The 12,672-nt window shown below is 66.9% G+C and carries 9 protein-coding genes; 4 read left to right on the top strand and 5 right to left on the bottom strand.

The features are described 5' to 3' along the window. Positions 1–62 precede the first annotated feature (62 nt). The 3 genes from C1A30_RS31080 to C1A30_RS31070 all read right to left on the bottom strand — a co-directional run bounded on the left by C1A30_RS31080 (position 63) and on the right by C1A30_RS31070 (position 5,023). On the bottom strand, positions 63–1,997 hold the full coding sequence (locus C1A30_RS31080; RefSeq protein ID WP_101952063.1) for a primary-amine oxidase: 1,935 nt from the start codon (positions 1,995–1,997) through the stop codon (positions 63–65). Next, entirely contained in the window at positions 1,994–3,445 is a 1,452-nt protein-coding gene (locus tag C1A30_RS31075) for an APC family permease (protein WP_200828475.1), read from the bottom strand. Before C1A30_RS31075 ends, C1A30_RS31080 begins: the two co-directional genes overlap by 4 nt. 78 nt (positions 3,446–3,523) lie before the next feature. Further along, the gene (locus C1A30_RS31070) at positions 3,524–5,023 is read right to left on the bottom strand and encodes an aldehyde dehydrogenase family protein (protein WP_101952062.1); all 1,500 of its coding nucleotides are present in this window, start codon (positions 5,021–5,023) and stop codon (positions 3,524–3,526) included. Positions 5,024–5,266: 243 nt separating this feature from the next. Between C1A30_RS31070 and C1A30_RS31065 the strand changes: the two genes are divergently transcribed. The 3 genes from C1A30_RS31065 (at position 5,267) to C1A30_RS31055 (ending at position 8,415) form a co-directional block, all read left to right on the top strand. Continuing rightward, positions 5,267–6,718, top strand: coding sequence for an APC family permease (locus C1A30_RS31065; RefSeq protein WP_101952061.1), 1,452 nt, complete (start codon positions 5,267–5,269; stop codon positions 6,716–6,718). After that, entirely contained in the window at positions 6,715–7,467 is a 753-nt protein-coding gene (locus tag C1A30_RS31060) for an IclR family transcriptional regulator (RefSeq protein WP_101952060.1), read from the top strand. Before C1A30_RS31065 ends, C1A30_RS31060 begins: the two co-directional genes overlap by 4 nt. A 222-nt stretch (positions 7,468–7,689) precedes the next feature. Continuing rightward, complete coding sequence (locus C1A30_RS31055) at positions 7,690–8,415, top strand: hypothetical protein (protein WP_369974193.1); 726 nt, start codon at positions 7,690–7,692, stop codon at positions 8,413–8,415. A gap of 71 nt (positions 8,416–8,486) precedes the next feature. On the opposite strand, the gene C1A30_RS31050 is transcribed toward C1A30_RS31055, so the two are convergent. Both C1A30_RS31050 and C1A30_RS31045 read right to left on the bottom strand, forming a co-directional pair. Continuing rightward, positions 8,487–10,100, bottom strand: a complete 1,614-nt coding sequence (locus C1A30_RS31050) for an AMP-binding protein (RefSeq protein ID WP_101952059.1) — start codon at positions 10,098–10,100, stop codon at positions 8,487–8,489. Beyond that, positions 10,097–11,776: an AMP-binding protein gene (locus C1A30_RS31045; RefSeq protein WP_101952058.1), complete on the bottom strand. Its 1,680-nt coding sequence runs from the start codon at positions 11,774–11,776 to the stop codon at positions 10,097–10,099. Before C1A30_RS31045 ends, C1A30_RS31050 begins: the two co-directional genes overlap by 4 nt. Before the next feature lie 59 nt (positions 11,777–11,835). Here C1A30_RS31045 and C1A30_RS31040 point away from each other — a divergent pair, with 59 nt between their 5' ends. Continuing rightward, complete coding sequence (locus tag C1A30_RS31040; protein ID WP_235010277.1) at positions 11,836–12,669, top strand: LuxR C-terminal-related transcriptional regulator; 834 nt, start codon at positions 11,836–11,838, stop codon at positions 12,667–12,669. The last annotated feature ends 3 nt before the right edge of the window (positions 12,670–12,672 follow it).

The raw sequence follows: 12,672 nt of genomic DNA, 5'->3' as shown, positions 1-12,672 counted from the left end.
GCATTCCGGTACGCCTTTTCTCGCACTTTCCGTGCTGGAATGCCGTTTCGGCGCAGCTGAGGTCAATCTTCGCAGCAATGGGCCCGCGGGGCAGCCGGAACGTTCAACGCCGGATTCCGGTCGAAGAAGCCCTGCGGCTTGAGCTTGAAGCCGGCGTAGTCCACCGGCATCACCGGCCAGTCCTCCGGACGCGGGAAGTGCGTCAACCCGAAGGTGTGCCACACGACGATGTCCTCGCCGTCGATGCTGCGGTCGGCCGCGGTGAACGCGGGCAGGCCCGCTCCGCCGGGATGCTGGTTGACGAACTGGCCCGCCGAATACCGTTCGGCCGGATCGTATTGCGTCACCCACAAGTGCTTCGTCGCGAACGCGGCACGCTGGGCGATCGAACTGGACGGGTCGGCGAGCAGCACCGGCTGACCCTCGGGATACAGCGCGTAGCCCACGTCCTGGCCCAGCCGATTCTGCTTGGTCGGGTTGGTGATGTGCCACACCCGCGCCTTGAGGTTGTCGGCCACCCGCTTGGCCTCCGACTCACGGGTCAGCCTGGTCTTCTGCGCGCGGAACGCATTGCCCCACGGGTTGTCCGGCCCGATCGGCACCGGCACCGCGTCCACCTCCTCGACGACGTTGACATTGCCGTCGACCGCCATGTCCAGGCGCGCGGAGAACAGGTGCTGGTGGAACGGCGCGCCGAGGCCGGGCGCCATCTCCGTGGCGTACCCGTCGGGGCCGCGGTACGCCGAGGTGAACACGATGCCGGTCGCCTTGGCCTCGAGTTGGATCGTCCCGTCGAGGTAGAGATACCAGTAGAAGCCGTAGTCGTAGTTGCCGATGGTCAGGAAGAAGGAGATCACCAGTCGGCGGGACCGACGGGTCTCGGCCATGCCGTTGAACATGTCGGTGTGCTTCCACAGCACGCCGAAGTCCTCCTCGTGCAGGCAGATCGCGTTCTTCAGCAGTCGCGGCTCACCGTGTTCGTCGGCGATCGTCACGTCGAAGTACTTGATCTCGCCGAGGCAGTCGCAGCCCAGTTCCAGCGAGTTCGTGTAGCGGCCGAACAGGTACTCGCCCTGGTCGAAGTAGTTCTGCCAGTACCGCACCGGTGACGGGTCGGCGTAGGGCACCACCATCTCGGCAATCGACGCGCGGTACACCACCGGGCGGCCGTCGATCGCGAGCTGATGCAGCGTCAATCCCTCACGGATGTCGAAACCAAACCTGAATGTCCAATCCGCCCAGGTGATTTGGTTACCATCGACCGAGAAGCTCGGCCCTTCGGGCTGGCTGATCTCGATGGGCTTGAGGTCGGTGCGCGCAGGCACCGCGTGCGGTTCGGCGTTCCACTCCCCGCGTTCGGCGGGCACCGGCAGGTCGAGTTCGTCGATCACCTTGGTAACACGGCGCGCGGTCAGGTCGACGTAGGCGACCACGCCGTCGATCGGGTGCGCCCACGGCAGGTCGGCCGCGTCGTACTGGTAGAACGCCAGCACCCGCACCACGCGCCTGCCGACCTCGTCCTCGTGCCCGAACACCCCTGCGGACAACGGGACGGCGCGCACATCGGTCGGGTTGAGGTCGCGCTTGCGCATCGCTGCAAGCCATTCGGGGCTTTCGAGCAGGAACGCTTCGATGTCCTCGAACTCCTGGTCCAGGATCGGGACGTGGCCCTCGGTCCCTGCGTCGATCGACTGTTGATTGACGACGCGGTCGCCGGTGACCGAAACCACGAGGTCGGTGCCGAGCCCGGTCGCCCTGTCCAGCAACAGAACTCGAGCGCGTCGTTCGATCGGGTCACCGGGTTTGAATGCCAGCACGGTGTCCTTGTGCGGTTCGTCGAGTGCGGTGTAGACGAACCGGACGTCCTCGCCGAGCAGGCCGTGCGCGTCGACGATGCGGCGCACTGCCCGGATCTCGTCAGCGGTCAGCGGCGTCAGCGGGTGATCCGGTGCCGCGGGGGCGGTCTGGTCGACGGTAGCGATGGTGGCGGTGCTCATCGGGAGATCTCCTTTTCGATAGACGGGTGGCCGGCGGTTGGACGCAGCACGGCGAGTACGGCGCCGCCCGCGAAGGTGCCGACCAGAAGGACGCCGAGGACGGCGGCCGTGGTGCTGGAGCCGCCCACGAGCAGCGGCAAATTGAGAGTGGTCATCACGAGTAGCGCTGCCAGACCGAGCAATCCGAGTCCGGGCGCGACCATGGTGTGCCACGGTCTGGTGTCGACCTTGCTGCGCCGGAAGTACACGACGACCGCGACGGACGTCAGCGTCATCAACGCGATGATGCCGACCGACGAGATCCCGACGAACCACGCGAACACCTGGGTGACCGGATCAAGACCGGCCAGCGCGGACACCGCGACCAGCACCAGCGCCGAGACGGTCTGCACCGCCGAGGCGACGTGCGGTGAGGCGTGCCTGGCGTGGCTGCGACCGCACGTCGACGGCAGCGCCGCGGTGTTGCCGAGCGAAAAGACGTACCGCGCAAGCACATTGTGGAATGACAGCAACGCGGCGAACAGGCTGGTGATCAGGAAAATCTGGACCAGGTCACCGGCCACGGAACCGACGTAGCGGGTCGCGGTCTCGGTCAACATGCCCTCGGGGTTGTCCGTAGCCATCTGCACCGCACCGTCGTCGCCCCATGCGCTGACCAGCGCCCAACTCGACAGCGCGTAGAAGCCACCGATGAGCAGCAGTGCCAGATACGTTGCACGCGGGATGGTGCGGGCCGGGTCGCGGGCCTCGTCGCGGAACACCGCGGTGGCCTCGAAGCCGATGTAGCCCGCGAGTGCGAAGATCAGCGCGATGCCAGGCGCCCCCGAGAAGAACTTGCCGGGATCAAAAGCAGCGCTTGACATTCCGTTGTTTCCGCCGTGGCCGATCACCGACAGGTTGATCACCATCACGATGCCGACCTCACAGATCAACAGGACGCCGAGCACCTTGCCGGACAGTTCGATGTGCCGGTAGCCGAGGGTGGCGACGACGGCCATCATCGCCAGCGCGTAGAGGTACCACGGCACCGACGGCCCGCCGTGCGAGGTGACGAGTTCGTTGACGGCCGCGCCCACATAGCCGTACACACCGCCTTGCACCGCGGTGTAGGACAGCAGCGCGAGGAAGGCGGCGCCCAGCCCCATATGCCTGCCGAGGCCGTGACCGACGTAGGTGTAGAACGCGCCCGCGCCAGGCACGTGCCGGGCCATCGCGGTGAACCCGACCGCGAACAGGATCAGGATCGCGGTGCACACCACGTACGACGCCGGGTAGGCGGCGCCGTTGCCTGCGGCGATCCCGATCGGGAAGGTCCCCGCGACGACGGTCAGCGGGGCAGCGGCCGCGACGACCATGAAGACGATCGCGGCCGGACCCAGTCGCCCGGCCAATCGGTGGGGTTCACGCTCGCGGAGCCCGGCTCCGGATGCGAGGGCATCGGTTGTCATGGCAGTCAGCTTTCGTCGTGGGAATGGGTTTGGAACGGTGAAATGAGAATGGCTTCGCGTCGAATTCTCATTTGACGGTTAAAGGGCGATATTGACGGCCTTCGTCTGGGTGTATTCGGCGATCGCCCCTTCGCCGAGTTCGCGGCCCCAGCCCGATTGTTTGTAGCCGCCGAATGGCAGCGCGGTGTCGAATGCGTTGTGGCAATTGACCCACACCGTGCCCGCCTTGATCTGGGCGGCGACCTCGTGGGCCGTCGACACGTCGCGGGTCCACACGCTGGCGGCCAACCCGTACGGGGTGTCGTTGGCGGCGGCGCGCACGCCCTCGTCGCGGTTGAACGGGATCGCGACCGCGACGGGCCCGAAGATCTCCTCGCGGTAGACGCTGAAGTCCTCCCGGACGTCAACGAGCAGGCTGGGTTGGACGTAGAAGCCGGTGTCGCCGTGGCGGCCGCCGCCTGCCAGCGCGCGGGCGCCGTCGCCGATGCCTGCGTCGAGATATCCGGTCACCTTGGCGAGCTGCTCGCGCGAGACCAGCGGGCCGATGTCGTTGGTGGGGTCGAGGCCGGGGCCGATCTTCTGCGCGCGGGCGAGTTCGGCGACGCCCTGCGTGAACTCCTCGAAGATGCGGTCCTCGACCAACAGCCGGGTGCCAGCGGTGCAGGTCTGGCCGTGGTTGAACAGGAAGCCGCTGGCCGCGCCGGGGATCGCGGCAGCCAGGTCGGCGTCGGCGAAGACAACCTGCGGGCTCTTGCCGCCGAGTTCCAGCGAGACCTTCTTGAGGTTGCCTGATGCGGCGTTGACGATCTTGCGGCCGACCTCCGTCGAACCGGTGAACGCGACCTTGTCGACGTCGGGATGCGCCGACAGCGCCGCGCCGATGTCGCCGAATCCGGTGAGCACGTTGACAACTCCGTCCGGGACGCCGGCCTCGGCGATCACCTCGGCGAGTAGCAGCGCGGTCAGCGGCGTCTGCTCGGCGGGCTTGAGGATCACCGTGTTGCCGCATGCCAGCGCCGGCGCCACCTTGAACGCGGCCATCACCAGCGGGAAGTTCCACGGGATGATCTGCGCGCACACGCCGACCGGTTCGCGCAGCGTGAACGCGTGGAAGCGGGCACCCGGCGCCCACGGCACCGACACCGGAACGGTGCGGCCCTCGATCTTGGTGACCCAGCCTGCGTAGTAGTAGAAGATCTCGGCCGCCCAGGTCACGTCGACGGCCTTGGCGACGGCCACCGACTTGCCGTTGTCGATGGTCTCGAGTTGGGCGAACTGATCGGCGCGTTTCGCGATGCCGTCGGCGATGCGCCAGATGATCTGCTGCCGTTGCGCGGGGGTGAGCGTCGGCCACGGGCCGGTCTCGAAGGCGCGCCTGGCCGCCCGCACAGCTTTGTCGACGTCCTCGGGTCCACTGTGCGGCACCGTGGTGATGACCTGTTCGGTCGCGGGGTCGACCGTCTCGAACCGCTTGCCCGACAGCGCGTCGACCCACTGGCCGTCGATGTACATCTGCCGCGGGCGCGACATGAAGTCGACGGTTCTCGGGTCCAGATCGGTGCTCAGCAGAGTGGTCATGCGGGTCATGATTACGCGCCGATGTGGTGCGCGTCACCACTTATTTCGAATGGGTATTTCGGTCCGGTCCATTCTCATTTGAAATGGCGGATGCATTCTCATTCGGGCCGCTCCGAATACGCAGTTGGGCTTGATTCGTGGCGGTTTTCGGCCGCGAGGCGTCCGCGGATTCTCATTTGAAGATTTTCAGGATTTACCTGCGATCGCCCGCCCCCGGATGGGTGATGGACTACCTTCCGACGGATGGGCGCGAGTCGGGCCATGCGGAGCACGTCGCCTGTGTCGGGGTTGCGGCGGGCGCAGCTGTCGTTCGCTCAGGTGCTCGGGCAGTCGGTGTCGGCGGTGGCGCCGTCGGCGGTGATGGTCACCCTGCCCGCGCTTGTGATCCCCGCGGCGGGCCGGTGGCCGCTGGTGGTGTTCGTGGTGACGGCGTTGTTGATGGCGGCGGTCGGCTACTGCATCGGCCAGTTCTCCACGCGAATGGTCGCGGTCAGCGGGTTGTACAGCTATACCGTCAAGGGGCTCGGCCCGGTCCCCGGCATCGTCGCGGGCTGGTCGGTGGTGATCGGGTATGCGGCCGCCGCGATGGCCAGCACGCTCGGCGCCGCAAGCTATCTGGGCGCACTGCTGGGCCGGCTGGGGATTCCCGACGGCAGATTCACCACCGCATGTCTGGCGGTGCTGGTGGGTGCTGCGGCACTGCTGCTGATGATTCGCGGTATCAGGTTGTCGGCGCGCATCTCGCTGACCATCGAGGTGTTCGCGATCGTCGTCGCCGCCGTCGTGCTCGTCATCGTGTTCACCGGCTCCGTCGTGGTCGGCGCACCCAGAACTGGTGGCGGGCAATCGCATTCGGCGCTCGGGTTCGCGCTGCTGCTGGCCATCACGTCGTACGTCGGATTCGAGAGCGCCGGCACGGTGGCCCGTGAGGCCCGCAACCCGTTCGTCACGGTCACGCGCGCGATCCGGTGGACGCCGTTGGCATTGGGCGTGCTGTACACGTTCGCGGCGGCGATGCAGGCGCGCGGCGGGGTCGGCGCGGGGATCGGGTCGACGCCGATCGTGCTGTCACTGCCGTCGTCGGCGGGGACGGGGTCGACGGCGCTGTCGATTGTGATGGAACTCGGCATCCTCGCGTCGTGGTTCGCGTGCGTCATCGGTTCGACGACCGCGCTGTCGCGGACGCTGTTCGCGATGGGCCGCGAAGGGGTGGTCAGTGAACGGGTCGGCCACGCCCACCGGCGTTTCCGCACACCGCACATCGCGTTGTGCGCGGCGATGCCGTTCATCGTCTTGGTGCCGGTCGGGTACCTGTTCGTCGTCGGGTCGAGCCGCGAGGTGCTGATCGGGCTGCTGGCGGTGTCGGCGCACGGCTATGTCGGTGCGTATCTGCTGGTGTGTCTGGCGACGCCTGCGTTCCTGCGCCGCATCGGCGAATTGACGCTCGCCCCGCTGCTTGTCGGGTTGATGACGGCGGCGGTGATGGTGGCGATCATCGTCTGGGCGGCGCTGACCGTCGACTCGCCGGTGTGGATCGCCACGGCGATCTACGCGGCGCTGATCGCGGTCGGGTTGGCGGTGTTCGCGATGCGCAGACGCACCATTCCGGACCTGGCGCATCGTGTCGGCGTGTTCGACGAGACGGTCACCGGTGACGTCTTCGCCGACTACAACCCGTGGGAGGTCCGGCGATGAGCCCCGTGGACGGATCATTGTCGGGCCGTCAGCCCAAGGCCGTGCAGAGCGCCCTGCAGGTGCTCGAGCAGGTGGCCAGGGCGGGCGTCGGGGTGACGGCCAAGGAGATCGCTGAGCAGTTGTCGATGCCGTCAGCCACCACGTATCGGCTGTTGAACCTGCTTGTCGCCGATGGTTATGTGGTTCGGCTGCCGGATCTTTCGGGCTTCTCGCTGGGGCCGCGGATGGGCGTGTTGATCGACGCGGCGGTGTCGCCGATCGTGTGCACCGCCGCACGTGAGGTGCTCGGCGAGTTGCGGCTGTCGGTCCGGTTCGGTGTGCATTTGTTCTACTTCACCAACACGGCGGTCCGGATCGCCGATGCGGACAGCGAATATCCGCCGCCCGCAGACGAATCTGTGCTGAACCGGCATCTGCATGCCTGCGGCGTCGGCAAGCTACTGCTCGCCGAGAAGCGTGATGTGGACAGCCTATTGGTGAATCCGCTTGCGGCGCTTACCGATCGCACGGTGACGTCGCGTGCGGCGTTGGCTGAGCAACTCGAAGCTGTCCGGGCTGAGGGGGTGGCCGCGCAGACCGGCGAGTTGCGCGAGGGCTATGCGTGCGTAGCGGTGCCGGTGCGATCAGCGACCGGTGCGCTGGTGGCGGCGCTGGCAATGTCGGGCCGCGACGAGCAGGCCGACTTGTTGCGTCGTCAGGTGGGCACACTGCAGGAGTACGCCGCGCGGCTGAGCCCGTTGTTGGCCTAGGTTTTGCGCCGAAACGGCATTCCAGCACGCAAAGTACGAGAAGAAGCGTGCGGGGATGCAGTCTCGGCGCTTGTCGGTGGTCGCGGACAGTATGCGGCCATGGGGGAAGTCTTTATCGGCAGTGAAGCAGTCGTGAATGGCGTCGTGACGCGACGGGAACTCCGTCGTTGGTATCGACCGATGTACCCGAATGTGCATCGTGAGCGAGGCAGGGATCCGTCATTGCTCGACAGAACGGTCGGCGCTTGGCTGTGGTCGAAGCGCAACGGCATCATCACCGGCGTCGCCGCGTCAGCGTTGCATGGCGCGGAATGGATCGACGACGACGTCCCGATTGAGCTCCTATGGAATAGCACCCACCCGCCACGTGGCATCATCTGTCGCAACGAACGCGTCGTTGATGACGAGGCCGAACTTGTCAACGGCCTTCGGGTGGCGACGCCCGCACGCACAGCATTCGACCTCGGCAGATATTTCACACGCGGCCGGGCGCTTGCGCATCTCGACGCGCTGATGCGTGCCGCGCTGTTCTCCATCGAGGACGTCATGTTGCTCACCAAGCGGTACAAAGGCGCGCGGGGCGTCGCGAAACTCAAGGCGCTGTTGCCGCTCGTCGATGGTGGTGCTGCGTCGCCGCCGGAGACACGATTGCGGTTGCTGTTCATCGATGCGGGTCTGCCGAAGCCCACCACGCAGATAGCCATATACGACGAGTGCGGACGCTACGTGCGCACCATCGACATGGGCTGGGAGGACTTCATGGTCGGCGCCGAGTACGACGGCGACCAACACCGGACCAGCAGGGAGCAGTACGTCAAGGATTTGCGGGTATGGCCGAAGCTGGCGGCCCTGGGTTGGCACGTCGTGCGGGCCATCAAGGAGGACCGCGACGCGGACCTCGTCAGGCAGGCCCGGGATGCGATGGTCTCGCGAGGCTGGCGGCCCTGAAGTCGCCGAGACTGCATCCCCGCACGCTTCTTCTCGTACTTTGCGTGCTGGAATGCCGTTTCGGCGCAAACCTAGAGGCCGAGGAGCCTAACCGTCTCTTCGCGCATCTGGACCTTGCGCACCTTGCCGGTGACCGTCATCGGGAACTCGCCGACGATGTGCACATACCGCGGGATCTTGTAATGCGCCAGCTTCCCGGCCGCGAACGCCTTGACCGCCTCGGCGTCGAGCGCCGGCCTGCCCGGCTTCATCCGGATCCAGGCGCAGATCTCCTCGCCGTACTTCTTGTCGGGCACGCCGATCACCTGCGCATCCTCGACGTCGGGATGCGTGTAGAGGAACTCCTCGATCTCGCGGGGGTAGACGTTCTCGCCGCCGCGAATCACCATGTCCTTGATGCGGCCGACGATGTTGCAGTACCCGTCGTCCCGCATCACCGCCAAATCCCCGGTGTGCATCCAGCCGTCGGAATCAATTGCCTCGGCGGTCTTTTCGGGTTCATCCCAGTATCCGAGCATCACCGAGTAGCCCCGCGTGCAGAACTCGCCGGGCTGGCCGCGCTCCACCTCGTCGCCCGTCTCGGGGTCGACGATCTTGATCTCGACGTGCGGGTGGGCCCGGCCGATCGACGACGTCCGCCGTTCCAGATCGTCGTCGATCCGCGTCTGACAACTCACCGGCGACGTCTCCGTCATGCCGTAGGCGATCGCCACCTCGGACATGTTCATGTCGTTGACGCAGTGCTTCATCACCTCGACCGGGCACACCGACCCCGCCATGATCCCGGTGCGCAGCGACGACACGTCGCGCTCCGGGAAGTCGGGATGATTCTGCATCGCGATGAACATCGTCGGCACCCCGTACAGCGCGGTGCACCGTTCCTGCTCGACGGCGTTCAACGTCAGCGCCGGATCGAAGCCCGGCGCCGGGATCACCATCGTGGCACCGTGGCTGGTGCACCCCAGATTGCCCATCACCATGCCGAAGCAGTGGTAGAACGGCACCGGGATGCACAGCCGGTCGGCCGGCCCCAGCATGATCAACTCGGTGGTGAAGTAGCCGTTGTTCAGGATGTTGCGGTGCGACAGCGTCGCGCCCTTCGGGAAACCCGTTGTGCCCGAGGTGTATTGAATGTTGATCGGTTCGGTGTTGGACAGCCCGGCCATCCGCTGCGCCAACGCCTCGGCGCTGACCTCGTCGGCCCCGGCCCGCAGTGCGTCCCAGCCGGGCGTGCCGATGAACACCACCTCGGTCAGATGTGGCGCATCGGGGCGCACCTCGTCGACCATCGCGACGTAGTCCGAGGTCTTGAACGAGGTCGCGGCCACCAGCATCCGCGTACCGGACTGGTTGAGCACGTAGCCGAGTTCGTGCGTGCGGTACGCCGGATTGATGTTGACCAGGATGGCGCCGATCTTCGCCAGCGCGTACTGGGTGATGGTCCACTGCGCGCAGTTCGGCGCCCAGATGCCGACCCGGTCCCCCTTCTCGATGCCCATCGCCATCAAACCCCGTGCGACGACGTCGATCTCGGCGTTCAGTTCGGCGTAGGTGTAGCGCAACCCCTGTGCGGCGTCGACCAACGCGTCACCGTCCGGGTAGCTGGCCGCGATGCGCTCGAAGTTGGCTCCGATAGTCTCCTCGAGGATCGGGCTGTCGGTCGGCCCTGCGTCGTAGGACTTCATTTCACCAGATCCTCGTAGCGGAATTCGGTCTCGATCGGTTGGCCGGCCTCTTCGCGGCGGCGCAATTCGACCCGGCGGATCTTGCCGGAGATCGTCTTGGGCAGTTCGTGGAACTCGACGCGGCGCACCTTCAGGTACGGCGCGAGGTGGTCGCGCGCGTATTCCATGATCTGGCGCGCGGTTTCGGCGTTGGGCGCCCAGCCTTCGGCCAGCGAGACGTACGCCTTGGGGACGCACAGCCTGGTGTCGTCGGGCTGGGGCACCACCGCGGCCTCCACCACGGCGGGATGCTCGATCAACACGCTCTCCAGTTCGAACGGCGACACCTTGTAGTCCGACGACTTGAACACGTCGTCGGTGCGGCCGATGTAGGTGATGTAGCCGTCCTCGTCGCGCGCAGCCACGTCGCCCGTGTGGTAGTAGCCGCCCGCCATCACCGTCGCGTTGCGCTTCTCGTCACCGAGGTAACCCGTCATCAGGTTGACCGGATTGCGTTGCAGGTCAAGGCAGATCTCCCCCTCGTCGGCCAACTCGCCGGTGACCGGGTCGATCAGCACCACCGGAACGCCTGGCATCGGCCGCCCCATCGAACCCGGCTTCACCGGCTGACCCGGCGTGTTGCCGACCTGCAGCGTGGTCTCGGTCTGACCGAATCCGTCGCGGATGGTCAGCCCCCACGCCCGCTCCACCTGCGCGATGACGTCCGGGTTGAGCGGCTCACCGGCACCGAGGATTTCGCGCAGACCCGCCGGCTTCGCGCCGAGGTCGGATTGAATCAGCATGCGCCACACGGTCGGTGGCGCACAGAACGTGTTGACCTCCGCCCGCCGCAGCTGATCAAGCAGCGCGGTGGCGTCGAACCGGCCGTAGTTGTAGACGAAGATGGTCGCCTCGGCGATCCACGGCGCGAAGAAGCAACTCCACGCGTGTTTGGCCCAACCCGGTGAACTGATCGCCAGATGCACATCGCCGGGCCGCACCCCGATCCACGCCATCGTCGACAGGTGCCCCACCGGATAGCTGACGTGCGAATGCTCCACCAGCTTCGGCTTGCTCGTCGTCCCGGAAGTGAAGTAGATCAGCATCGAGTCGTCAACGTTCGTGCAAGCGGTGAAAGGCCCCGCCGATTCGACGTCGTAGGCGTCGGCGTAGTGATGCCAACCCTCGACCGGCGCGCCGACGGCGATCCGCGTGTAGTCGCCCGCGACGTCGTCGAACTTGGCGGCGTCGGCCGCGTTGGCGATGACGAACCGGGCGCCGCCGCGGGTGATGCGGTCGGCCAGGTCAGCCGGTCCCAACGCCCCGGTGGTCGGCATGATCACCGCGCCCAGCTTGGCGACGGCCAGCATCGCCTCCCACAACTCGACCTGGTTGCCCAGCATCAGGATCACCCGGTCGCCCTTGCCGACGCCCAACCCGGCCAGCCACGTCGCGACGCGGTCCGAGCGGTCGGCCATCTCCGCGAACGTGACCTTCTGCTCGTCGCCGCCCTCCTCGACGATCCACAGTGCGGTGCGGTCGTTTGCGCGGGCGATCACGTCGAACCAGTCGGTCGCCCAGTTGAAGGTGCCGGTGAGCGCGGGCCATGCGAACGCCTCGACGGCCTTGTCATAGTCGCCGATTAGGTCAACTAGCTGATCGCGTGCGGTGCGATACAGGTCGGTGTTGGTCGTCATGGCGGATAGGATCTACGTCACAGTTGGCCCCACGCTACCCCCGAAAGAGGGTGTTCCGATTGCGAACCGGCTCTTCGCTACTTCGCCCGCGTGACGCGGATGCGTTGCGGGCCGAGCTGAGACGGGTCGCCGACGAGTCGGGCATGCCGCTGCTGTTCGGCGGTGAAGTGCACGACGACACCCTGCTGCTCACCGAGTTCTTCGGCACCCGCACCGCGGGCATGCGCGGGCTCGCGGTGCTGCCCAGCGCGGGCCTCGGCGGGGCCACCCTGGTCTCGCGCCGGCCGATGTCGGTGGCCGACTACCGCAGCGCCTCGTCGATCACCCACCACTACGACGGGCCGGTGCTGCAGGAGGGCATCAGGTCCATCGTCGCGGTCCCGGTCGTGGTGGACGGCCGGTCGCGGGCGGTGCTCTACGGCGCCTACCGGGCGGCGGCGCCGATCGGCGACCGCACCGCGGATCTGATGATCGCGTCGGCCAGGCGGCTCAGCCGCGAGTTGACCATCCGTGACGAAGTGGACCGGCGACTGCGGATGCGCGACGCGCATCAGGTGGGCGGCGCGGCCAGCGAGGAGGTCCGCGAGGTGCACGCCCAGCTGCGCAAGCTGGCCGCTGACCCGTCGTCGCCGCCCGCGCTGCAGGCCCAGCTGCGGCTGCTGGCCGACCGGCTGGCCAGGGGCAGATCCGTACCGGCCGCCGCGCTCTCGGCGCGCGAACTCGACGTGCTCGCGCAGGTGGCTCTCGGCTGCACCAACGCTGAAGCGGCTCAACGGCTTTCGTTGAAGCCCGAGACGGTGAAGAGTTACCTGCGCAGCGCCACAGCGAAGCTCGGCGCGCGCACGCGTCACGAGGCGGTGGCCAAGGCGCGTCGCGCCCGACTGCTGCCGTGACAT

It is taken from the genome of Mycobacterium sp. 3519A (genome assembly GCF_900240945.1).
Classification (GTDB): domain Bacteria; phylum Actinomycetota; class Actinomycetes; order Mycobacteriales; family Mycobacteriaceae; genus Mycobacterium.
This window is presented reverse-complemented; position numbering and strand designations above follow the sequence as displayed.

Excerpts from the sequence above, each read along its gene's own strand:
- C1A30_RS31080 (WP_101952063.1), bottom strand. The coding sequence starts at position 1,997 with ATGAGCACCGCCACCATCGCTACCGTCGACCAGACCGCCCCCGCGGCA.
- C1A30_RS31050 (WP_101952059.1), bottom strand. The coding sequence starts at position 10,100 with ATGAAGTCCTACGACGCAGGGCCGACCGACAGCCCGATCCTCGAGGAG.
- C1A30_RS31065 (WP_101952061.1), top strand. The coding sequence starts at position 5,267 with ATGGGCGCGAGTCGGGCCATGCGGAGCACGTCGCCTGTGTCGGGGTTG.
- C1A30_RS31045 (WP_101952058.1), bottom strand. The coding sequence starts at position 11,776 with ATGACGACCAACACCGACCTGTATCGCACCGCACGCGATCAGCTAGTT.
- C1A30_RS31075 (WP_200828475.1), bottom strand. The coding sequence starts at position 3,445 with ATGACAACCGATGCCCTCGCATCCGGAGCCGGGCTCCGCGAGCGTGAA.
- C1A30_RS31070 (WP_101952062.1), bottom strand. The coding sequence starts at position 5,023 with ATGACCACTCTGCTGAGCACCGATCTGGACCCGAGAACCGTCGACTTC.
- C1A30_RS31060 (WP_101952060.1), top strand. The coding sequence starts at position 6,715 with ATGAGCCCCGTGGACGGATCATTGTCGGGCCGTCAGCCCAAGGCCGTG.